Origin of the sequence: Enterobacter cloacae complex sp. 342H5 (assembly GCF_050030905.1) — a bacterium.
Taxonomy (GTDB): domain Bacteria; phylum Pseudomonadota; class Gammaproteobacteria; order Enterobacterales; family Enterobacteriaceae; genus Enterobacter; species Enterobacter intestinihominis.
Window position 1 is genome coordinate 17,311 of record NZ_JBLGVB010000001.1, and the last position, 22,235, is coordinate 39,545.

The 22,235-nt window shown below is 57.8% G+C and carries 22 protein-coding genes, 2 pseudogenes and 1 other annotated feature (1 of these 25 running past the window's edge); of the genes and pseudogenes, 18 read left to right on the top strand and 6 right to left on the bottom strand.

Annotation, left to right across the window (positions count from 1 at the left end; genetic code table 11):
- Positions 1 to 35, top strand: a sequence feature (ROSE (Repression Of Heat Shock gene Expression) occurs in the 5'-region of heat shock genes and acts as an RNA thermometer to modulate expression.); it begins 40 nt to the left of the window's first position.
- The 3 genes from ibpA to ACQG03_RS00095 all read left to right on the top strand — a co-directional run bounded on the left by ibpA (position 29) and on the right by ACQG03_RS00095 (position 2,838).
- On the top strand, positions 29 to 439 hold the full coding sequence (ibpA, locus tag ACQG03_RS00085; protein ID WP_003861094.1) for a small heat shock chaperone IbpA: 411 nt from the start codon (positions 29 to 31) through the stop codon (positions 437 to 439). It overlaps the preceding feature by 7 nt.
- Positions 440 to 575: 136 nt before the next feature.
- Positions 576 to 1,004 (top strand): small heat shock chaperone IbpB, encoded by a 429-nt coding sequence (ibpB, locus tag ACQG03_RS00090; RefSeq protein WP_022646539.1) that lies wholly within the window; start codon positions 576 to 578, stop codon positions 1,002 to 1,004.
- A 172-nt stretch (positions 1,005 to 1,176) separates the two neighbouring features.
- Positions 1,177 to 2,838 (top strand): putative transporter, encoded by a 1,662-nt coding sequence (locus ACQG03_RS00095; protein WP_063152592.1) that lies wholly within the window; start codon positions 1,177 to 1,179, stop codon positions 2,836 to 2,838.
- Here ACQG03_RS00095 and ACQG03_RS00100 read toward each other — a convergent pair.
- Positions 2,806 to 3,552, bottom strand: coding sequence for a GntR family transcriptional regulator (locus tag ACQG03_RS00100; protein WP_022646541.1), 747 nt, complete (start codon positions 3,550 to 3,552; stop codon positions 2,806 to 2,808). The genes ACQG03_RS00095 and ACQG03_RS00100 overlap by 33 nt on opposite strands.
- Positions 3,553 to 3,773: 221 nt before the next feature.
- On the opposite strand from ACQG03_RS00100, the gene ACQG03_RS00105 reads away from it, so the two are divergent.
- From ACQG03_RS00105 to ACQG03_RS00120, 4 genes are all read left to right on the top strand, one after another.
- Positions 3,774 to 5,396 (top strand): alpha-glucoside-specific PTS transporter subunit IIBC, encoded by a 1,623-nt coding sequence (locus ACQG03_RS00105; protein WP_022646542.1) that lies wholly within the window; start codon positions 3,774 to 3,776, stop codon positions 5,394 to 5,396.
- Positions 5,393 to 6,715, top strand: coding sequence for a 6-phospho-alpha-glucosidase (locus tag ACQG03_RS00110; protein WP_038414984.1), 1,323 nt, complete (start codon positions 5,393 to 5,395; stop codon positions 6,713 to 6,715). Before ACQG03_RS00105 ends, ACQG03_RS00110 begins: the two co-directional genes overlap by 4 nt.
- A 92-nt stretch (positions 6,716 to 6,807) precedes the next feature.
- Positions 6,808 to 7,155 carry a YidH family protein gene (locus ACQG03_RS00115; RefSeq protein ID WP_022646544.1) on the top strand — a complete coding sequence of 116 codons (348 nt, stop codon included), beginning with the start codon at positions 6,808 to 6,810 and terminating at the stop codon, positions 7,153 to 7,155.
- On the top strand, positions 7,145 to 7,492 hold the full coding sequence (locus ACQG03_RS00120) for a DUF202 domain-containing protein (protein ID WP_022646545.1): 348 nt from the start codon (positions 7,145 to 7,147) through the stop codon (positions 7,490 to 7,492). The genes ACQG03_RS00115 and ACQG03_RS00120 overlap by 11 nt, the downstream gene beginning before the upstream one ends.
- 32 nt (positions 7,493 to 7,524) lie before the next feature.
- Here the strand turns inward: ACQG03_RS00120 and dsdA are convergent, their stop codons facing one another.
- Entirely contained in the window at positions 7,525 to 8,811 is a 1,287-nt protein-coding gene (dsdA, locus tag ACQG03_RS00125; RefSeq protein WP_063163363.1) for a D-serine ammonia-lyase, read from the bottom strand.
- 97 nt (positions 8,812 to 8,908) lie between these two features.
- Here dsdA and ACQG03_RS00130 point away from each other — a divergent pair.
- Positions 8,909 to 9,994 (top strand): annotated as a pseudogene (locus ACQG03_RS00130) (cellulase family glycosylhydrolase); the annotation flags it as partial.
- Here the strand turns inward: ACQG03_RS00130 and emrD are convergent.
- The 4 genes and pseudogenes from emrD to tisB all read right to left on the bottom strand — a co-directional run bounded on the left by emrD (position 9,900) and on the right by tisB (position 12,341).
- A complete protein-coding gene (emrD, locus tag ACQG03_RS00135) occupies positions 9,900 to 11,084 on the bottom strand; it encodes a multidrug efflux MFS transporter EmrD (protein ID WP_023298963.1) in 1,185 nt (394 codons plus the stop codon). The pseudogene ACQG03_RS00130 and the gene emrD sit on opposite strands and share 95 nt — an antisense overlap.
- A 175-nt stretch (positions 11,085 to 11,259) precedes the next feature.
- Positions 11,260 to 11,678: pseudogene (locus ACQG03_RS00140) on the bottom strand (EamA family transporter).
- Between the two features lie 62 nt (positions 11,679 to 11,740).
- Entirely contained in the window at positions 11,741 to 12,187 is a 447-nt protein-coding gene (locus tag ACQG03_RS00145; RefSeq protein WP_023298965.1) for a GNAT family N-acetyltransferase, read from the bottom strand.
- Between the two features lie 64 nt (positions 12,188 to 12,251).
- Positions 12,252 to 12,341 carry a type I toxin-antitoxin system toxin TisB gene (gene tisB / locus ACQG03_RS00150; RefSeq protein WP_022646551.1) on the bottom strand — a complete coding sequence of 30 codons (90 nt, stop codon included), beginning with the start codon at positions 12,339 to 12,341 and terminating at the stop codon, positions 12,252 to 12,254.
- A gap of 486 nt (positions 12,342 to 12,827) precedes the next feature.
- On the opposite strand from tisB, the gene ACQG03_RS00155 reads away from it, so the two are divergent.
- The 10 genes from ACQG03_RS00155 (at position 12,828) to ACQG03_RS00200 (ending at position 22,103) form a co-directional block, all read left to right on the top strand.
- On the top strand, positions 12,828 to 13,142 hold the full coding sequence (locus ACQG03_RS00155) for a type II toxin-antitoxin system HigB family toxin (protein ID WP_063163361.1): 315 nt from the start codon (positions 12,828 to 12,830) through the stop codon (positions 13,140 to 13,142).
- The gene (locus ACQG03_RS00160; RefSeq protein WP_022646553.1) at positions 13,139 to 13,558 is read left to right on the top strand and encodes a helix-turn-helix domain-containing protein; all 420 of its coding nucleotides are present in this window, start codon (positions 13,139 to 13,141) and stop codon (positions 13,556 to 13,558) included. Before ACQG03_RS00155 ends, ACQG03_RS00160 begins: the two co-directional genes overlap by 4 nt.
- A 146-nt stretch (positions 13,559 to 13,704) precedes the next feature.
- On the top strand, positions 13,705 to 13,803 hold the full coding sequence (gene ivbL, locus ACQG03_RS00165; RefSeq protein ID WP_057979964.1) for an ilvB operon leader peptide IvbL: 99 nt from the start codon (positions 13,705 to 13,707) through the stop codon (positions 13,801 to 13,803).
- Between the two features lie 106 nt (positions 13,804 to 13,909).
- Positions 13,910 to 15,598 (top strand): acetolactate synthase large subunit, encoded by a 1,689-nt coding sequence (gene ilvB / locus ACQG03_RS00170; protein ID WP_063163360.1) that lies wholly within the window; start codon positions 13,910 to 13,912, stop codon positions 15,596 to 15,598.
- Between the two features lie 3 nt (positions 15,599 to 15,601).
- A complete protein-coding gene (gene ilvN, locus ACQG03_RS00175) occupies positions 15,602 to 15,889 on the top strand; it encodes an acetolactate synthase small subunit (protein WP_015570113.1) in 288 nt (95 codons plus the stop codon).
- Between the two features lie 125 nt (positions 15,890 to 16,014).
- Entirely contained in the window at positions 16,015 to 16,608 is a 594-nt protein-coding gene (gene uhpA / locus ACQG03_RS00180; RefSeq protein WP_022646555.1) for a transcriptional regulator UhpA, read from the top strand.
- Complete coding sequence (gene uhpB / locus ACQG03_RS00185; protein WP_063163359.1) at positions 16,605 to 18,110, top strand: signal transduction histidine-protein kinase/phosphatase UhpB; 1,506 nt, start codon at positions 16,605 to 16,607, stop codon at positions 18,108 to 18,110. Before uhpA ends, uhpB begins: the two co-directional genes overlap by 4 nt.
- On the top strand, positions 18,103 to 19,413 hold the full coding sequence (locus ACQG03_RS00190; protein WP_032626671.1) for an MFS transporter: 1,311 nt from the start codon (positions 18,103 to 18,105) through the stop codon (positions 19,411 to 19,413). Before uhpB ends, ACQG03_RS00190 begins: the two co-directional genes overlap by 8 nt.
- Positions 19,414 to 19,545: 132 nt before the next feature.
- Entirely contained in the window at positions 19,546 to 20,937 is a 1,392-nt protein-coding gene (gene uhpT, locus ACQG03_RS00195; protein ID WP_023298970.1) for a hexose-6-phosphate:phosphate antiporter, read from the top strand.
- A 161-nt stretch (positions 20,938 to 21,098) separates the two neighbouring features.
- A complete protein-coding gene (locus ACQG03_RS00200; RefSeq protein ID WP_023298971.1) occupies positions 21,099 to 22,103 on the top strand; it encodes an alpha/beta fold hydrolase in 1,005 nt (334 codons plus the stop codon).
- The last annotated feature ends 132 nt before the right edge of the window (positions 22,104 to 22,235 follow it).

Consider the following 22,235-nt stretch of genomic DNA (forward strand, 5'->3'; position numbering starts at 1 on the left):
TTCTCGCTGATTCCAGGAGTTTTTATCTATGCGTAATTTCGATCTCTCTCCGCTATACCGTTCTGCCATTGGTTTTGATCGTCTGTTCAACCACTTAGAAAACAACCAGAGCCAGAGCAACGGCTATCCTCCTTACAACGTTGAATTGGTTGACGAAAACCACTATCGCATTGCGATTGCTGTCGCCGGTTTCGCAGAGAGCGAACTGGAGATCACCGCGCAGGACAATCTGCTGGTGGTGAAAGGCTCCCATGCGGGCGAGCAGAAAGAACGAACCTACCTCTACCAGGGCATCGCAGAGCGCAACTTTGAACGCAAGTTCCAGCTGGCTGAAAACATCCACGTCAAGGGCGCGAACCTGGTGAACGGCCTGCTGTTTATCGAGCTGGAACGTGTGATTCCGGAAGAGAAAAAACCGCGTCGTATCGAAATCAATTAATTAAGCGGGTCGCGGCTGCGGCCCACCTGAAATTGCTTGCCGTAAAGGGAGCATATGCGAATCCGTAAGGGTTTGCAGGTACAACTGCGCACAAAAATAAACTGTGCCGAACTCGCTTCTCAGAAGGAGATTTAGTATGCGTAACTATGATTTTTCCCCCCTGCTGCGTCAGTGGATCGGTTTTGACAAACTGGCTAACGCGCTGCAAAGCGCAACCGAACAGCAGACGTTTCCGCCGTACAACATCGAAAAAAGCGATGATAACCACTACCGCATCACGCTTGCGCTGGCCGGGTTCCGTCAGGAAGATCTCGACATCCAGCTTGAGGGTACGCGCCTGACCGTTAAAGGGTCACCGGAAAAACCAGACACCGAGACCAAATGGTTGCATCAGGGGCTTGTCACTCAGCCGTTTAGCCTGAGCTTTACCCTGGCAGACCATATGGAAGTTTCTGGCGCGACGTTCACTAACGGGCTGCTGAATATTGACCTCACCCGTAACGTGCCGGAAGCTATCGCGCCGCAGCGCATCGCCATTAGCGACAGGCCGGCGTTAAACAGTTAACAAACCCGCCGAAACTGTAGGTCGGGTTAGGCGCAGCCGCCACCCGACAACGCTCACAGACCGCACAAGGCCCTGCCCCGGCAGGGCTTTTTTGTGCGCCATCACCCATACAACCGCCGCCAGCTCTGAGAGAATCCCTGTTATAACTAAGGTTATACACAGGATGTGGAACATGAGTGATATCGCGTTAACCGTCAGCGTGTTGGCCCTTGTCGCGGTAGTGGGGCTATGGCTGGGGAATATCAAAATCCGCGGCGTCGGGTTTGGGATTGGCGGGGTGCTTTTCGGCGGGATTTTTGTCGGCCATTTTGCCGACCAGTTTGGGTGGGTGCTCAGCGCCGATATGCTGCATTTCATCCAGGAGTTCGGCCTGATCCTCTTTGTGTATACCATCGGTATTCAGGTGGGGCCGGGCTTCTTCGCTTCCCTGCGCGTCTCCGGTTTACGCCTTAATCTCTTTGCCTTCGGCATCGTCGTAATGGGTGGGCTGGTCACCGCCATTCTGCACAAACTCTTCGCTATTCCGCTGCCCGTCGTGCTGGGCATCTTCTCCGGCGCCGTAACCAATACGCCCGCGCTCGGGGCGGGCCAGCAAATTCTGCGCGATCTGGGTATCCCTGCTGATGTCGTCGATCAGATGGGGATGAGCTACGCCATGGCCTATCCGTTTGGCATTTGCGGTATTTTGCTCTCCATGTGGCTGGTGCGCGTGCTGTTCCGCATTAACGTCGAGCAGGAGGCGAAAGAGCATGAAAGCACGCTGACCAACGGCCATGCGCTTATTAAAACCATCAACATTCGCGTCGAAAACCCCAACCTGAATAATATGGCGATACAGGATGTCCCCATTCTGAACAGCGCGACCATTATCTGTTCACGCCTGAAACGTGACGACACGCTGATGGTGCCTTCACCTGACACCCTCATTCAGCACGGCGATCTCCTGCATCTGGTAGGGCAACCGGCGGATTTAAACAATGCCCGGCTGGTGATTGGTCAGGAGGTGGATACCTCGCTCTCAACCCGTGGAACGGACATGCGCGTGGAGCGCGTGGTAGTGACCAATGAGAAGGTCCTGGGCAAGAAAATACGCGATTTGCAGGTTAAAGAGCGTTATGACGTGGTGATCTCCCGGCTTAACCGCGCCGGTGTCGAGCTGGTGGCCAGCCAGGATGCCAGCCTGCAATTCGGTGATATTCTCAACCTCGTCGGGCGTCCTTCATCTATTGATGCCGTAGCGAACATGGTGGGCAACGCCCAGCAAAAACTCCAGCAGGTGCAGATGCTGCCGGTCTTTATCGGCGTCGGGCTTGGCGTCATGCTTGGCTCCATCCCCCTGTACGTGCCCGGCTTCCCGGTAGCACTGAAGCTGGGGCTGGCAGGCGGGCCGCTCATTATGGCGCTGATCCTCGGGCGTATCGGCTCCATCGGTAAGCTCTACTGGTTTATGCCGCCGAGCGCTAACCTGGCGCTGCGGGAGTTGGGCATCGTGCTGTTTCTGGCGGTGGTGGGGCTTAAATCCGGCGGTGATTTTGTCGATACTCTGGTGAACGGCGAAGGGATGAGCTGGGTAGGCTACGGCATATTCATTACCGCCATCCCGCTGATAACGGTCGGATTACTGGCGCGTATGTTCGCTAAAATGAACTATCTCACGCTGTGCGGCATGCTGGCCGGTTCCATGACCGATCCGCCCGCGCTGGCGTTCGCCAATAACCTGCACGCCACCAGCGGCGCGGCGGCGTTGTCCTACGCCACGGTCTATCCGCTGGTGATGTTTTTGCGCATTATCACCCCGCAACTACTGGCGGTGCTGTTCTGGGGGATGGGCTAATAAGTCTTCCGGGTGGATACGCCGCAGATGGTAGTCCACCTGGTAATCGCTGGTGTTCCGGAACATCACGGAATAGTTGAGGAACTCGCCGCTGTCGCTGTAGGAAAGAGAGGTGATGCGCAGCAGCGGCGTCTGTTCCGGCAGATTCATATAACCGGCCAGCTGTTTATCTGCCAGCACTGGCGTCAGGCTCTCGTAGTTGCCGCTAATGGTAATCCCGCACTCCTTCTCGATGTAATCAAACTTAGACCCTTCGAGATGCGCCAGGGAAAGATTGCGGAACAGCTTCACCGGCATAAAGCTGTCCTCCAGCATCAGCGGTTTTCCGTCCACGTAACGCACCCGCCTTGAAAAATAGATCCGCTCATCAACCTGAATCCGCAGCTGGCTGGCGATGGCGGGCGGCGCGGGCATCACTTCAAACTGCAACACCTTGCTCTGCACTTCTTTCCCCTGCTGGCGCAGTACCTCCACCAGCCCGGTCAGGTTAGTCGTTTCATGATGAACGTCTTTGCGCGCCACGAACGTCCCGCTGCCGTGTCGACGTTCAACCAGCCCCCAGCTTACCAGCAGATCCAATGCCTTGCGGATGGTCATCCGGGCTACGCCAAACTCCTTTGCCAGCGCTTTTTCGCCGGGTAACGGGCTGCCAATGTTGTAGTCCGACGAATTGAGCCGTAGCCGCAATCTGTCGGCAATAGATTTGTAGATCACCTGTAGACCTCTGCTCGCCCGTTATGGCGTGGATTACGTCTTAACTTGTCCATATTTGCTATAAAAAGTAGACCTGATTGGTCAAATTAAAACCATGAATGCGATCACGAATCGCAGCGGCACGCCATGTTCCCGCATCAGTAACTTCTTATGCTCACCTCAGGCCAGTAAAAAATCATAAAGGCCTCTACCCCTACAGGTTGTTTCATGAGGATTTAAAAATGCTCAGTCAAATACAACGTTTTGGCGGCGCCATGTTCACCCCGGTTTTACTGTTTCCCTTTGCCGGGATCGTGGTCGGGATCGCCATCATGCTTCGCAACCCGCTGTTTGTCGGCGAAGCTTTAACGGCCCCCGATCATCTGTTCGCGCAGATTGTTCACATCATCGAAGAGGGCGGCTGGGCGGTGTTCCGCAATATGCCGCTGATTTTTGCTGTCGGCTTACCGATTGGCCTGGCAAAGCAGGCGCAGGGCCGCGCCTGTCTGGCGGTGCTGATTAGCTTTCTGACCTGGAACTACTTTATCAACGCGATGGGGATGACCTGGGGTCACTTCTTTGGCGTCGACTTCTCTGCTGAACCCACTGCTGGCAGCGGGCTGGCGATGATTGCCGGAATCAAAACGCTTGATACCAGCATCATCGGGGCGATTATCATTTCCGGGCTCGTCACCGCCATCCACAACCGATTTTTCGACAAGCCGTTGCCAGTCTTCCTGGGGATTTTCCAGGGTACCTCGTTTGTCGTTATCCTCGCGTTCTTCGTGATGATCCCCTGCGCCTGGCTGACGCTGCTGGGCTGGCCGAAAGTGCAGATGGGCATTGAGTCCCTGCAGGCGTTCCTGCGCTCTGCCGGTGCGCTCGGCGTATGGGTCTATACCTTCCTGGAACGCATTCTGATCCCAACCGGATTGCACCACTTTGTCTACGGTCCGTTTATCTTCGGCCCGGCGGCGGTAGAGGGCGGCATTCAGGTTTACTGGGCGCAGCACCTGCAGGAATTCAGCCAGAGCACTGTGCCGCTGAAAACACTGTTCCCTGAAGGCGGCTTCGCCCTGCACGGCAATTCGAAAGTGTTTGGCTCGGTCGGGATTGCGCTGGCGATCTGGTACACCGCATCGCCGGAAAACCGCGTCAAGGTTGCGGGGCTGCTGGTTCCGGCCACGCTTACCGCCGTGCTGGTGGGTATTACCGAACCGCTGGAGTTCACCTTCCTGTTTATCTCGCCGTTGCTGTTTGCCATCCACGCCGTGCTGGCCGCAACGATGGCGACGGTGATGTATACCTTCGGGGTGGTGGGGAACATGGGGGGCGGTCTGCTGGACCAGTTCCTGCCGCAAAACTGGATCCCGATGTTCCATAACCACGCCTCGACGGTATTCACCCAGATTGGCATCGGCCTCTGCTTCACCGCTCTCTATTTCGTGGTCTTCAGGACGCTTATCGAACGTCTGAATCTGAAAACGCCGGGCCGGGAAGAGAGCGAAATCAAGCTCTACAGCAAGGCCGACTATAAGGCGGCGCGTGGGCAAACCACCGCCCCGGCAGCAGCCAGCCAGCAGGTCGGACAGGCCGCTGGGTTCTTACAGGCGCTCGGCGGCGCAGCAAATATCGAAAGTATCAATAACTGCGCCACCCGCCTGCGTATCGCCCTGGTGGATATGACGAAAACCCAAAGCGACGACGTCTTCAAAGCCCTGGGCGCACACGGTGTGGTGCGACGCGGCAACGGCATTCAGGTGATTGTCGGTCTGCACGTTCCTCAGGTGCGCGACCAGCTGGAATCGCTGATGAAAACCCCTTTAACAAACGAACAAACCACTCTGACAGAGGCTATATCATGAAAAAATTCTCAGTTGTTATTGCAGGCGGCGGCAGTACATTCACGCCTGGTATCGTCCTGATGCTGTTAGCCAACCGTGACCGTTTCCCGCTGCGTGCGCTGAAGTTCTATGACAATGACGGAGCACGTCAGGAGGTTATCGCGGAGGCGTGCAAAATCATCCTCAGGGAGCAGGCGCCTGAGATTGAATTTAGTTACACCACCGATCCGAAAGCAGCCTTTACCGATGTGGATTTCGTGATGGCGCATATTCGCGTGGGCAAATACCCGATGCGTGAAAAAGATGAAAAAATCCCGCTGCGCCACGGCGTACTGGGCCAGGAAACGTGCGGGCCGGGCGGCATCTCCTACGGCATGCGCTCCATCGGCGGCGTGCTTGAGCTGGTAGATTATATGGAGCAGTACTCCCCGAACGCGTGGATGCTGAACTACTCTAACCCGGCGGCGATTGTCGCGGAAGCCACGCGCCGCCTGCGTCCGAACGCGAAAATCCTCAACATCTGCGACATGCCGATCGGCATTGAAGGCCGTATGGCGCAAATCGTCGGCCTGAAAGACCGCAAAGAGATGCGCGTGCGCTACTACGGTCTGAACCACTTCGGCTGGTGGACGTCGATTGAAGATCTGAACGGAAACGATCTGATGCCGAAACTGCGCGAATACGTGGCGAAAAACGGTTATGTTCCGCCTTCGGAAGATGCGCATACTGAAGCGAGCTGGAACGATACCTTCGCCAAGGCCAAAGACGTACAGGCGCTGGATCCGGACACCATGCCGAACACCTACCTGAAGTATTACCTGTTCCCGGACTATGTGGTCGCCCATTCCAACCCGGAGCGTACCCGCGCCAATGAAGTGATGGATCACCGTGAGAAGCATGTATTCAGTTCATGCCGGGCGATTATCGAAGCCGGTCATTCTTCTGCCGGTGAACTGGAAATCGACGAACATGCATCGTACATCGTCGATCTGGCGACCGCGATTGCCTTTAATACCCAGGAACGCATGTTGCTGATTGTGCCTAACAATGGGGCTATCCATAATTTTGACGCCGACGCGATGGTAGAAATTCCGTGTCTGGTCGGCCACAACGGACCGGAGCCGCTGACCGTGGGTGATATTCCGCACTTCCAGAAAGGGCTCATGAGCCAGCAGGTGGCGGTGGAAAAACTGGTGGTGGACGCCTGGGAGCAGCGCTCGTATCAGAAACTCTGGCAGGCGATTACCCTGTCGAAAACCGTACCGAGCGCATCGGTGGCGAAGGCGATTCTGGACGATCTGATTGAAGCTAATAAGGATTACTGGCCAGAGCTGCACTAATCTTTCTGACCGGCATCGCCAGATGCCGGTCTCCTTGTCCTGGCTGAATTACGCTATGCTGAAGCCTGCATGCTGCACGACAAGGAACCTTCATGAACATTTCCCGCCTCGGTGAAGCGCCGGACTACCGCTTCTCACTGGCTAACGAACGCACGTTCTTAGCGTGGATCCGCACCGCCCTGGGCTTTCTGGCCGCAGGCGTCGGCCTTGATCAGCTCGCCCCCGATTTTGCCACTCCGTTGATTCGCGAAGTGCTGGCCCTGCTGCTGTGCCTGATTGCCGGCGTGCTGGCGATTTATGGCTATCTGCGCTGGCTGAGAAATGAAAAGGCGATGCGTCTGAAGCAGGATCTCCCCTACACGCGCGGTTTGATCATCATCAGTACGATTTTGCTGATGGTTGCGGGCGTAGTGATGTTACTGGTGCTGTATGCCGGATAGCCGCAAAGCGCGGCGGGAAGCGGACCCCGGGCTTCAGCCGGAGCGAACCTCGCTGGCCTGGCTGCGCACGCTGCTTGGGTATGGTGCGTTGATCGCGCTTGCCATTAAGCACAACTGGCACCGCACGGGGGCGCCATTCTGGATCTCCATTGTTGTGCTGGCGCTGGTAGCCATCATTTTATGGCGCTACACCCGCAGCCGTAACCTGATGGACGTGGCGCAGAGCGACTTTGTACAGCCGAAGGCGGTGCGGGATAAGTTCCTTATCGCCCTGGCCGTGCTGTCGCTGTCACTGCTGTTTGCGGTCACCCACATTCAACAAATTTTGCACCTGTAGGCCGGGTAAGGCGCAGCCGCCACCCGGCATATTTACTTCCCTTTCGCTAAATATTTCGCCATCTCGTCTTCCGGCACCATGCCGCCGCCGGTCGCCCAGACCAGGTGTGTAGTGTTAGCATTCGCCGTTATGCGTACCGGCCCGGCCATCCCCGCCAGCGCCGACGGCTCCAGACAAATGCCTTCTTCCTGCGCCAGCCAGCCGAGCAGGTCGTACATGCTTTGATCGGAGAGGGTATAGAACCCGTCAAGCAGACGCTCCATCGCGCGGCCCACGAAGCCAGACGCGCGACCTACCGCCAGACCGTCCGCCGCCGTCACGTTATCAATACCCAGATCCTGCACGGCGATTTCATCGTGCAGCCCGGTGTAAACGCCCAGCAGCATGCACGGGGAGTGCGTGGGCTCGGCGAAGAAACAGTGGACGTTATCGCCAAAGGCCAGCTTCAGGCCAAACGCCACGCCGCCGGGGCCGCCGCCGACGCCGCACGGCAGATAGACATTCAACGGATGTTCAGCATCCACCGCGCGCCCCTGCGCGGCAAACTGCGCTTTCAGGCGCTCACCTGCAACCGCATAGCCCAGGAACAGCGTGCGTGAGTTCTCATCGTCAATAAAGAAACAGTTTGGATCGCTTTCCGCCGCTTTGCGCCCTTGCTCCACCGCCACGCCATAATCCTGCTCATATTCCACGACGATCGCGCCGTGGCTGCGCAGTTTGGCTTTCTTCCACTCGCGGGCGTCTGCGGACATATGCACCGTGACCTTAAAGCCGATGCGCGCGCTCATAATGCCGATGGACACCCCAAGGTTGCCGGTTGAACCCACCGCGATGCTGTACTGGCTGAAGAAGGCTTTAAAGCGTGGCTCCAGCATGATGCTGTAGTCATCTTCAACGCTCAGCAACCCGGCTTCCAGCGCCAGTTTTTCCGCATGGGCCAGCACCTCATAGATACCGCCGCGCGCTTTAATGGAGCCGGAAATCGGCAGATGGCTGTCTTTTTTCAGCAGCAGCGTGCCTGGAATGGCCTTGCCGGACTCTTTCTCCAGCCGCTTTTGCATCGCCGGGATAGCGACCAGTTCGGATTCGATAATCCCGCCCGTTGCTGCCGTTTCCGGGAAGGCTTTCGCCAGATACGGCGCGAAGCGTTTCAGGCGCGCATGCGCGTCGTCCACGTCGGCTTTGGTCAGCCCGACATATGGCAACCCTTCCGCCAGCGTCGTGGTGTTCGGATTAAGCCAGGTGATCTCTTTCAGGGCAATCAAATCCGCCAGCAGCGGAAACTGGTCAATGAGGCCGGTCAGGTCAGTCGTTTTCATAATCTGTCTCAGAATTTAGTTCGTTTTGACTCTACACCAATTGTGAAAAAGCATGCTAAATACAGAGTAAAGCATTTGATTATTTGCAAGGGGCGTCGTGTTAAAGCCGTTAATTGTCACCGTGTTAGCGCTCGCTTCCGGCTGGGCCTGTGCCGCTGAGCCACCCCTGACGGCTGCCCGTTACGCGCAGATGTTGGGCGTCGGAATGGATGTCGACTGGGCCCGCACCGAGCGCGGTATACGCGAATTCGACCCGCTGGTGGTCCGTGATTTCCAGGTGAAAGGCATACATCATGTCCGTATTCGGGTGGCGGGCGAACCGACGGAAGCGCGGCTGATTCACCTGCGTAAGCTGGTGGAGGCCTGCGAGCAATACGGCGTCATCCCCATCATCGCCTATCAGGCCGATGAATATAAAAACGATCCGAAAGCGGATACCGAAAAAGCGGTGATCAACTGGTGGATTGCCGTGGCGCACTATTTTGGTCAGCGCTCGCCATTGCTGGGGTTTGACCTGATCTACGAACCGGCGGACAAGCTCAACCACAACGTTGCTTCGCTCATCCGGGTGTATGAGAAAGCGATCAAAGACATTCACGCCATTGATGCCAGCCGCATGATTTTTATCGCCCCTCGTCTGCGCGCCGCGCCGGAGGATTTATCCAGCCTGAAGCTGCCCGCACACAGCCAGAATTACCTGCTGGCGGAATGGCATATTTTCCCCTGGGGTCCGCTGAAAACGAACGGCAGATACCCGTGGACGTCCGGAACCGCGGCTGAGAAAGCGGCTATCCGTAACCGAATCAATGCCGCGCTGCACTGGCAGCAAAAAACCGGGCACGTTAGCTGGGTCGGGGGCTGGGGCGTGGGGGAGTCAAACCACCTCACACCAACCGCTTCGCAAATGGCCTTCGCCAACTTTATGGCCTGCGAGCTGCAAAAGGCGAAAATCCCGTATGCGCTTAACGCGGACTTCCAGTTTTACGACGGGGAAGAGGGTGCCTGGCGGCCTGCGCCAGAGCCGTTATTACAGGCGATGATTGCGCCCGTGTGTGAAAAGCCCGGCGAGAAGCCGGGCCATCATGCGGTTAAACCGGCTGTTCGTGATGCGGGACGCGCGACGCCAGCGGCAGCCAGCACAGCAAAATCAGCAGCCCCATCAGGGTCATCAGCAGGCCCAAACTCGCCTGCCCGGTCTGCGGCATCATAGCCGAAAGCCAGGCCAGCGCGCCGGAACCGATATTCTGTAAACCGCCGACCAGGGCACCAGCAGTGCCCGCGAGGAACGGGAACGGCTCCATTGCGCCGCTGGTGGCGAGCGGGAACAGCATGCCCGCGCCGAAGAAGAACAGCGCCGCCGGGATGAGCAACGTCCAGACCGACATCACGTCAAACAGCCCCGGGATCCACATCATCAGCCCGGCCAGCAGACAGCTGATCACCGACTGCCACATCAGCGTAGAGAAGCGTTTGTTCGGACGTCCGGCGAACCATGCGCCGAAGAACGCCGCCGGGATCGGCAGAATAAACAAAATGCTCACCACCATGCTGCTCAGGCCAAGGCCTGCGCCCAGCAGCACGCCGGAACAGGCTTCAAACACCGCAATGCCCGCCAGGCCGCCGATTAGCATCAACAGATAACAGGTAAAGGACCCATTACCGAACAGCGTTTTGTAGCTGGCGATGAGCTTCGTGCGCGGCGCGTCCTGCGGACGTGTTTCCGGCATCCAGCGCGCCATGCTGAAGGTGACAATAATGCACAGCACCAGCAGGAAGGCGTAACAGGCGCGCCAGGACCAGACGGTGTCCAGCAGACCCCCAATCAGCGGGGCGAGCAGCGGGCTGACCAGAATGCCCATATTTAACAGACTGTTGGCGTGGCGAAGTTGGGTGCCCTGGTACATATCACGCGGCAGGGTACGCGCCATGACCCCGCCGACGCCGGTGCCCACGCCCTGGAGGGCGCTGGCGGCAATCAGGATGGTCAGGCTGTGCGTAGTAATGGCAATCACCGTCGCCACCATGAAAATGCTCATGCCCACCAGAATGACCGGACGACGCCCGACGCGATCGGACAGGGGACCATAAACCAGCTGTGAAACGCCATAGGTCAGCAGGTAGGCTGCCATCACGCTCTGTACCGCACCTTCGCGGACGCTCAGATCTTTTGCCATATCGGCAATCGCCGGAATGTAGATGGTTTGCGCCATCTGCCCGACGGCCACCAGTAACACCAGCATCAACAATAAGTTCACGTTCCGTTGCTTTTTCATGTCGCTGAATACTTTTGCCAAAAGAGATAAATAAAGAATAAGTGACTACGCATTCCCATAAATGCGCGAGGAATCTACCACATAGAGATGACAATTTAAGCATTACTGTGATGAATGACAGAAGGCGTGAAGGCAGGATTTGTAAACAAGATCGGCAACTAATGTTGCCAGCGAATCACGCCAGGCGCAGTAGGACGGCACCGGCAGCAATGCCCAGTGCCGCCGCGATGCGCAGGCCAGCAACCTTCTCTTTTAAAAGCACAAATGCGATGAATGCGCCGAAGAGAATAGAGGTTTCACGTAGTGCGGCGACCACCACCAGCGGCGCCTGAGTCATCGCCCAGAGTGCCAGACCGTAAGATCCCATCGTCCCGACGCCGCCGAGCAGTGTAACGCACAGGAGACGAACAAATATGGCCAGCTTGCGGCAGTCGGCTGGGGCGAGAAGGGGAGTAAAATCAGCGCAATAAGCGCGGCTGAACCGCTGACCCCGATCGCCGAGTAGAGCTTGTCCGTTCCGGCTTTAACGATGGCGTTCCAGCTGGCATGCAGCAGTGCGGCGAACAGTAAAATGCAGAAAACGGTGATGGACATGGCGGATCGGTTGGTGAAATGTCATCCAACTGTAACATTCCCCCGTCGAGGCTGCCAGCCGCTTACACTGCGCAAAAAAGGCGGTGCGTCACCCGGGGCTCGTCTGACACCAGCCTGAAGCCCGCCCGATGATAAAATCCGTACGCGGTTTCCGGCGCATGGGTATTAAGAAAATCAAACCAGATGCTGGCATCCGCCATCACCACGGTCAAAAGTTGTTTTCCAATCCCCAGCCCACGGCACTTTTCGCTGACGTAGAGATGACGAATACGTCCGGCGCGCGGCTGCTGGCTGAATGGATCGCGATTTAGACCGCACACGCCCACCAGCCTGCCGTTAAGAAACGCACCCAGCAGCTTTTCACCCGGCGCGTTAAAGCGATTCTCACCGCGCTGCCAGTTCTCTTCCAGCCTGCGCAGCATATTGAAATTTAACGCGATACTCTCGGCCTTCAGGGCGATATAGCCCGGTTCATCAGGCGTAACAGGCTCAATTAACAGACGCGACATAGCATTCCCTCGTTATTAAAGAGGGGCGGTTGCCCGCCCCTCTCAGGTGCGACTTGAACCTGAATCACTTAACGTATTTCAGGACAGCATCAAGCAGTTGCAATACAGCAACAATGAGTTTGAGGACAAGTATGACCATATCCACGACGCTCATACGCGTCTCCTTTTGGTTGAAAGGAGCACGATGCTGGCGTACCTTTCCGCCGCCTGTGGCCAGCACCTGGATTGACGTAACACAGTGTGCTCACTTCAGGGGTTAAGGCACTGACGGCACCACCCGTTTCAGCCAGGACTTCGTTGCGCCGGTAAACTGCGGCCCCCTCGCTCACTGCGAACACCCTCAGTATAGATAAATACTGTATGTATGAACAGTATTTTATGGACAAATTTTGGAAGGCGATCCATACTCAAAAACGTCAAAATCCGTGCCGGAATTGCGCGTTCGTCTTCGATCGCGTATACTTTTTGTGTTGACGTAACACAGTGTGTTCTGCGGCAACCAACCGCAAAACCCTGATAAAAACCTCGCTTAGGCGGGGTTTTTTGTTTTCTGACGAAGTGAAAATAGTATCCTCCGTTGACTTATTGGCAATAGGTGTTATCGTTGCCATAATGGCAACGGACGCGGCAGGCAAGCAGGATGCATTTAATCTCAATGAAGGCAATTTTGGATGCGGTAAGCCAGTTCCCGCAATACAGAGAAGAGTTTCTCTTTTTAGGACGAGTTATTGAAAAGAGCCACTGCCCGACGCCCGCTGCACTGAGAAAACTTTTCCCAACGCTGGATAACTTCAAGTATCTTGATAAGCATTATGTTATTGATATTGCAAATAACAATCTCAGAGTAGTGGCTCTCATATTCTTTGAAAGCCAAAAGTTTTATGTGCGCCATGTTTTTACTCATAAGGAATATGACCGTTTTACGGAGAAACATCGCACTAAGGGGAAGAAATGATGATCGTCGCTGATGCAATGAAAGCTACGCATGCCCTTGTTGCGGCCGTTCCTTTACTGGGTGAACAGCCGAGCGAGAAAGATTATAAGGATGCGCTTGAGCTGGTTGAGTATCTCCTTATGAACGAGCCCAATAGCCCCTTGCTGGATATTGTTTGCGCCAGAATTAGCCATTACGAAGCTAATCGGCCAGAGATAGTCGCATTACGCAAGGAGATGGAGTCCGTCCCCGTCGGAATTGCAGTTTTGAGAACCTTGATGGATCAATACAATCTGACGATATCGGATTTTAAGGATGAAATTGGTAGTAAATCGATGGTTTCACGGGTTCTGAATGGTCAGAGACAGCTTACTCTGAACCATATTAAAAAGCTGGCGGCCAGATTTGGGGTATCACCTGCGCTATTTATTGAGTGAGTAAAAACCCTTTATTGAGTGTCATCGCCCAACAAACAAAACGTGATCCCTGACGCATTTTTGCGCAGTTGAAAATATTTCCATTGTCACATCCGAAAACCTGTGTTTGTATAAATTCTATCAATGATTCCAAACACAGGTCCCCAATGACTTCATCCATCTTCACTTCGACCCTACTAAAAACTGCGCAACCTGCCGCAGTGGTCGTCGTGCGTGTGGTGGTGGTCGTCGGCAATGCGCCGTAGGGACTGGATCAACACACGAATCCAAAACCCCGCCGGCGCAAACCGGGCGGGGTTTTTCGTTTAAGAGCCTCCCCGGAAAGTCGGCCCAGAAGAAAAGGACTGGAGCATGGCAAGTTCGGGCACAACATCCACAAAAACGCGTTTTACAGGCGCGCAGCTGATTGTTCATTTACTGGAACGACAGGGCATCACCACCGTTGCGGGCATCCCGGGTGGGACCGTGCTGCCGCTGTATGATGCGTTAAGCCAAAGCACACAGATCCGCCACGTGCTGGCGCGCCACGAGCAGGGCGCAGGCTTTATCGCTCAGGGCATGGCGCGTACCCAGGGTAAACCGGCGGTCTGTATGGCCTGCAGCGGGCCGGGCGCCACTAACCTGGTGACCGCCATCGCCGATGCGCGCCTCGACTCCATTCCGCTGATCTGCATTACCGGCCAGGTGCCGTCCTCGATGATCGGTACCGATGCGTTCCAGGAAGTGGATACCTACGGTATCTCTATCCCCATTACCAAACATAACTATTTAGTTCGCGATATCAGCGAGCTGCCTCAGGTGATCAGCGATGCGTTTCGCATTGCCCAGTCTGGCCGCCCGGGTCCGGTGTGGATAGACATTCCTAAGGATGTCCAGACCGCAGAAATTGAGATCGACGTGCTGCCGGAGCCGGGCGAGCGTGCCCCGGCGCCGGAATTCAGCGCTGAGAGCGTGCGCGATGCCGCCGCCATGATTAACGCGGCGAAACGCCCGGTGCTCTATCTGGGCGGCGGGGCGATCAACGCCGCGGATGAAATTCGTCAGTTCGCTGAAAAAGCTAATTTACCTACCACCATGACCCTGATGGCGCTCGGCATGCTGCCAAAAGCGCACCCGCTCTCTCTCGGCATGCTGGGCATGCACGGCGCGCGCAGCACCAACTACATCCTGCAAGAGGCGGATTTGCTGATTGTTATGGGGGCGCGTTTTGATGACCGGGCGATCGGCAAAACCGAGGAGTTCTGCCCGAACGCCAAAATCATTCACGTGGATATCGACCGCGCCGAGCTGGGTAAAATCAAGCAGCCGCACGTGGCGATTCAGGGCGACGTGGCCGAGGTGCTGGCACAGCTGATCCCACAGACGGAGGCAAACGACCGCGCAGACTGGCGCCAGCTGGTAGCCGATCTGCAACGCGAGTTCCCGGGCGCTATCCCAACCGAGGGTGACCCGCTGAGCCACTATGGTCTTATCAACGCCGTTGCGGCCTGCGTGGATGACAGCGCGATTATCACTACCGACGTCGGCCAGCATCAGATGTGGACCGCCCAGGCGTATCCGCTTAACCGCCCGCGCCAGTGGCTGACCTCCGGCGGCCTTGGCACCATGGGCTTCGGCCTGCCAGCAGCGGTTGGCGCGGCGCTCGCCAACCCGGACCGTAAGGTGATCTGCTTCTCCGGTGACGGCAGCCTGATGATGAACATTCAGGAGATGGCGACCGCAGCCGAAAACCAGTTAGACGTCAAAATCATTCTGATGAACAACGAGGCGCTGGGCCTGGTACACCAGCAGCAGAGCCTGTTCTATAAGCAGGGCGTGTTTGCGGCGACCTATCCGGGGATGATCAACTTCATGCAGATTGCCGCTGGTTTTGGCCTGCACACCTGCGATCTGAACGCCGAAGAAGATGCCCACGCGGCGTTGCAGGATGCGATTTCTCGTCCGGGCCCGGCGCTGATCCACGTGCGTATCGACGCGCAACAAAAAGTGTATCCGATGGTGCCGCCGGGTGCGGCCAATACTGAGATGGTGGGGGAATAAGCCATGCAGAAACAATGTGATAATGTCATTCTGGAACTCACCGTCCGCAACCACCCTGGCGTCATGACCCACGTCTGCGGGCTGTTTGCCCGACGTGCGTTTAACGTGGAAGGCATTCTGTGCCTGCCGATTCAGGGCAGCGAGCACAGCCGCATCTGGCTACTGGTGAACGACGACCAGCGTCTGGAGCAGATGATGGCGCAGATCGACAAGCTGGAAGATGTCACCAAAGTGGCACGCAACCAGTCCGATCCCACCATGTTTAACAAAATTGCGGTGTTTTTCGAGTAAATCACTTAAGGTAAAAGGCTTTTGCCGGATGGCGCTGCGCCTATCCAGCCTGCAAGGACGTTACACGTAGGCCGGATAAGGCGTTTACGCCGCCATCCGGCGTGTTCACGCATCAGGATCAAACCATGACCACCATCGCCCTTATCGACGACCACCTTATCGTCCGCTCCGGCTTTGCCCAGCTTTTAAACCTCGAACCGGATTTTCAGGTCGTGGCCGAGTTTGGCTCCGGTCGCGAGGCGCTGGCGGGCCTGCCGGGACGCGGGGTGCAGGTCTGTATCTGCGACATCTCAATGCCGGATCTCTCCGGGCTGGAGCTGTTAAGCCAGCTGCCGAAAGGGATGGCGACCATTATGCTCTCGGTCCACGACAGCCCGGCGCTGGTCGAGCAGGCGCTCAACGCGGGCGCGCGCGGCTTCCTCTCTAAACGCTGTAGCCCCGACGAGCTGATTGCCGCCGTGCGCACCGTCTCCACCGGCGGCTGCTACCTGACGCCGGATATCGCCATCAAGCTGGCGGCGGGACGGCAGGATCCGCTCACCAGACGCGAGCGTCAGGTGGCAGAGAAACTTGCCCAGGGCATGTCGGTGAAAGAGATTGCCGCGGAGCTGGATCTGTCCCCGAAAACCGTGCACGTTCATCGCGCCAACCTGATGGAAAAACTCAACGTCAGTAACGATGTCGAGCTGGCGCGCCGTATGTTTGACAGTTGGCAATGAGTCCCGTTTTTTCACGGCTGATCGCCGTCGTCGCCAGCTTTTTTATCTTCTCCGCCGCATGGTTCTGCCTGTGGAGCATCAGCCTGCATCTGGTGGAACGCCCGGAGCTGGCGGTGCTGCTTTTCCCCTTTGGCCTGCGTCTGGGACTGATGCTTCAGTGCCCGCGCGGATACTGGCCCGTTTTGCTGGGCGCAGAGTGGCTGATGCTGATCTGGCTGGCGCAGGAAGTGGCGCTGGCGCATCTGCCTTTATTGATGACCGGAAGCCTGCTCACGCTTATCCCGGTCGCCCTGATTTCCCGCTACCGTCACCAGCGCGACTGGCGCACGCTGCTGCGTCAGGGGGCGGCGCTGATTGCCGCCGCGCTGTTGCAGTCCCTGCCGTGGGTGGGCGAAAAGGAGGTGCTCAACGCCCTGCTGCTGACCCTCACCGGCGGCCTGACGCTGGCCCCGACCTGCCTGGTTTTCTGGCATTACCTCACCAGCACCGTCTGGCAGCCGCTCGGCCCGGCGCTGGTCTCCCAGCCGGTGAACTGGCGCGCCCGGCACCTGATCTGGTATCTGCTGCTGTTTGTGGTGAGCCTGTGGTTGCAGCTTGGTCTGCCCGCTGAATTATCACGCTTCACGCCGTTTTGTCTGGCGCTGCCGATCATCGCCCTCGCCTGGCACTACGGCTGGCAGGGGGCGCTGATCGCGACCCTAATGAACGCCATCGCGCTGATCGCCAGCCAGACCTGGCACGATCATCCGGTAGATCTGTTGCTCTCGCTGCTGGCCCAGAGCCTGACCGGGCTGCTGCTGGGGGCGGGCATCCAGCGCCTGCGCGAGCTGAACCAGTCTCTGCAAGCCGAGCTGGCGCGCAATCGCCGTCTGGCGGAGCGTCTGCTGGAGACGGAAGAGAGCGTGCGCCAGGAGGTTGCCCGCGAGCTGCACGATGACATCGGCCAGACCATCACCGCCATCCGCACCCAGGCGGGCATTGTCCAGCGCCTGGCGGCAGAAAACGCGGGTGTGAAGCAGGGCGGGGCGCATATCGAACAGCTTTCGCTGGGTGTCTATGACTCCGTTCGCCGCCTGTTAGGGCGGCTGCGCCCGCGCCAGCTTGACGATCTGTCCCTGGAGCAGGCGGTGCGTTCCCTGATGCGCGAGATGGAGCTGGAAAGCCGCGGGATAGTCAGCCATCTCGACTGGCGCATCAATGAAGCTACCCTGAGCGAAGGTCAGCGCGTGACGCTGTTCCGCGTCTGTCAGGAGGGGCTGAACAACATCGTCAAACACGCCAGTGCCAGCGCGGTCACGATCCAGGGCTGGCATCAGGACGAGCGCCTGATGCTGGTGATTGAAGACGACGGCTGCGGCCTGCCGCCGGGATCCGGCCAACAGGGCTTTGGCCTGGCGGGCATGCGCGAGCGCGTGAAGGCGCTCGGCGGCACGCTGACAATCTCCTGCACCCACGGGACGCGCGTCAGCGTCAGTTTGCCGTTAAGGACGCACCATGTTTAAAACCCCGGCCAGCGCCGCCCCGCTAGGCAACAAAGCGGAAATCGACGCCCGCTACCGCTACTGGCGACGTCATATCCTGGTCACTATCTGGCTCGGCTACGCGCTGTTCTACTTCACCCGCAAAAGCTTCAACGCCGCCGCGCCGGAGATCCTCGCCAGCGGCGTGATGGCGCGCACCGACATCGGCCTGCTGGCGACGCTGTTTTACATCACCTACGGTCTGTCGAAGTTCTTCTCCGGCATCGTCAGCGACCGCTCCAATGCGCGCTATTTCATGGGCGTTGGGCTGATCGCCACCGGCGTGGTGAACATCCTGTTTGGCTTCTCCACCTCGCTCTGGGCCTTCGCCCTGCTGTGGGCGCTGAACGCCTTCTTCCAGGGCTGGGGCGCGCCGGTCTGCGCCCGCCTGCTCACCGCCTGGTACTCACGCAACGAGCGCGGCGGCTGGTGGGCGATATGGAATACCGCGCATAACGTTGGCGGAGCGCTGATCCCGATGGTGGTGGGGGCTGCCGCGCTGCACTACGGCTGGCGTGCGGGGATGATGATTGCCGGTGGCCTGGCAATTGTCGCCGGGCTGTTCCTCTGCTGGCGCCTGCGCGACAGGCCGCAAACCGTCGGCCTTCCACCGGTGGGCGACTGGCGGCACGACGAGATGGAGATTGCCCAGCAGCAGGAGGGGGCCGGGCTGTCCCGCCAGCAGATCCTCACCAAATACGTACTGAAAAACCCCTACATCTGGCTGCTGTCGCTCTGCTACGTGCTAGTCTACGTGGTGCGCGCGGCCATCAACGACTGGGGCAACCTGTACATGTCCGAGACGCTCGGTGTGGATCTGGTGACCGCCAACTCGGCAGTGACCATGTTTGAACTGGGCGGGTTTATCGGCGCGCTGGTGGCGGGCTGGGGCTCGGACAAGCTCTTCAACGGCAACCGCGGGCCGATGAACCTGATCTTCGCCGCCGGAATTTTGCTCTCCGTTGGCTCGCTGTGGCTGATGCCGTTCGCCAGCTACGTGATGCAGGCGGCGTGCTTCTTCACCATCGGTTTTTTCGTCTTTGGCCCGCAGATGCTGATCGGCATGGCGGCGGCAGAGTGCTCCCACAAAGAGGCGGCAGGCGCGGCGACGGGCTTTGTCGGGCTGTTTGCCTACCTCGGCGCATCGCTCTCCGGCTGGCCGCTGGCGCGGGTGATCGACATCTGGCACTGGAGCGGGTTCTTCGCGGTGATCGCCATCGCGGCGGGCATCTCCGCCCTGCTGTTGCTGCCGTTTTTGCACGCGCAGGCACCGCGCGAAGCGTGACGCGCCTCACCTTTTGCTGCCGAGTCGCGCAAAACTAAGAAATTTTCCCGGTTTCACCTGGACGCTGTCTCAGGCATCTCTCCTGGCTGGTTTTTACAATGCTGCAAAAATCAGCTCAGGAGTAACTCAGTCATGCTGGCCTTCTTAAATCAGGTGCGCAAGCCGACCCTGGATCTGCCGCTCGACGTGCGGCGCAAAATGTGGTTCAAACCGTTCATGCAGTCCTATCTGGTGGTCTTCATCGGCTACCTGACCATGTACCTGATCCGCAAAAATTTTAACATCGCGCAGAACGACATGATCTCCACCTACGGGCTGAGCATGACGCAGTTGGGGATGATTGGCCTGGGCTTCTCCATCACCTATGGCGTGGGGAAAACCGTTGTTTCCTACTATGCGGACGGCAAAAACACCAAGCAGTTCCTGCCGTTTATGCTGATCCTCTCTGCCATCTGTATGCTCGGCTTCAGCGCCAGCATGGGCGCGGGCTCCGTCAGCCTGTTCCTGATGATCGCCTTTTACGCCCTGAGCGGTTTCTTCCAGAGCACCGGCGGGTCGTGCAGCTACTCCACCATCACCAAATGGACCCCGCGCCGCAAGCGGGGTTCGTACCTCGGCATGTGGAACATTTCCCACAACCTCGGTGGTGCCGGTGCGGCTGGCGTGGCGCTGTTCGGCGCGAACTACCTGTTCGACGGTCACGTCATCGGCATGTTTATCTTCCCGTCGATTATTGCCCTGATTGTTGGTTTTATCGGCCTGCGCTACGGCAGCGATTCCCCGGAGTCGTACGGCCTCGGCAAAGCCGAAGAGCTGTTCGGGGAAGAGATCAGCGAAGAGGACAAAGAGACCGAAGAAAACGAGATGTCCAAATGGCAGATCTTTGTTGAGTACGTGCTGAAAAACAAAGTGATTTGGCTGCTCTGTTTCTCGAACATCTTCCTGTACGTGGTGCGCATTGGTATCGACCAGTGGTCCACCGTGTATGCCTTCCAGGAGCTGAAGCTTTCTAAAGAAGTGGCGATTCAGGGCTTCACCCTGTTTGAAGTGGGCGCGCTGGTCGGCACGCTGCTGTGGGGATGGCTCTCCGACCTCGCCAATGGCCGCCGCGCGCTGGTGGCCTGCGTCGCGCTGGCGCTGATTATCGCCACCCTTGGCGTCTACCAGCACGCCAGCAACCAGTACATTTACCTGGCGTCCCTGTTCGCGCTCGGCTTCCTGGTGTTTGGTCCGCAATTACTGATCGGTGTGGCGGCAGTGGGCTTCGTCCCGAAAAAAGCGATCGGCGCCGCCGATGGGATTAAGGGCACCTTCGCCTACCTGATCGGCGACAGCTTCGCAAAGCTGGGCCTGGGGATGATCGCCGACGGCACGCCGATTTTCGGCCTTACTGGCTGGGCGGGCACCTTCGCCGCGCTGGATGCCGCCGCGATTGGCTGTATCGTCCTGATGGCGATGGTTGCGGTGCTGGAAGAGCGTAAGATCCGCCGTGAGAATCGTGCGCAGAAATTAAAAGTAGCCTGAGTGTGCAGGTAACTTCTTTGCCCGGTGTGTGATGCCGGGCTTTTTTATTTTGCACGGCCTACCTTTACTCCGCTTTACACACTCGCTCCTCTCTATGCTCTACAGTGTTTTTGCTGCCGCCTTTCGTGCAGCCTTAGCCCTTTTGCTAACGGAGAGCTTGCATGTTAACCCGACGATTGTCCTGCCTTGCGCTGCTGATGGCGCTGGCGTCCCCCGCAATGGCCGCGGATGCCCCCACCTACGGCGAGAAGCTGGAAGGTTTTGACTACGGCTGGCCGGTAAAACACTTTACCTTTACCTCGCAGAACCAGCCTCTGGATATGGCTTACCTGGACGTGAAACCGGAAAAACCCAACGGCCGCACCGTGGTGCTGATGCACGGCAAAAACTTCTGTGCTGGCACCTGGGACGGCACTATCCGCGCGCTGTCGGCCGGTGGGTATCGCGTGATCGCCCCTGACCAGATTGGTTTTTGTAAATCCACCAAGCCGGAGCATTACCAGTACACCTTCCAGCAGCTGGCGGATAACACCCACGCGCTGCTGAAAACGCTGGGCGTCGAGCGCGTGACGGTTATAGGGCATTCGACCGGCGGCATGCTGGCAACCCGCTATGCGTTGATGTGGCCGCAGCAGGTGGAGCAGCTGGTGATGGTGAACCCGATTGGTCTGGAAGACTGGAAAGCGCGCGGCGTGCCGCATATTACGGTCGACCAGTGGTACCAGCGCGAGCTGAAAGTCAGTGCCGACGGTATTCGTCAGTACGAGAAAAACACCTACTACGCCGGGGAGTGGAAACCGGAGTACGAGCGCTGGGTCACTATGCTCGCCGGGCTGAACAACGGGCCGGGCAAAGCTCGCGTGGCGTGGAACTCGGCGCTGCTCTACGACATGATTTATACCCAGCCGGTTGTCTATGAATTTAGCGAGCTGAAGATGCCGGTATTATTGATGATCGGCACGAAGGACAATACCGCCATCGGGAAAGATCTCGCCCCACCGGAGATCCGCAAGACGCTCGGCAATTACGCGGTGCTGGGCAAAGAGACGGCGAAGCGCATTCCGCACGCGACGCTGGTCGAGTTTAACGACATGGGCCACGCGCCGCAGATGCAGGATCCTGAACGTTTCCACGACGCGCTGCTGAAAGGGCTTCAGGCGCGCTGACGGGTCTCCAGCAACAGCCCGCGCAGCCACGCCTGCGCGGGATTGCTTTCATCGCAATTATCCAGCTTTTTTCGGTTCACTATTCTGGCCGTTCCCGCTGTTGACGCGCTGCGTTTCCCGCTATGATGGGCG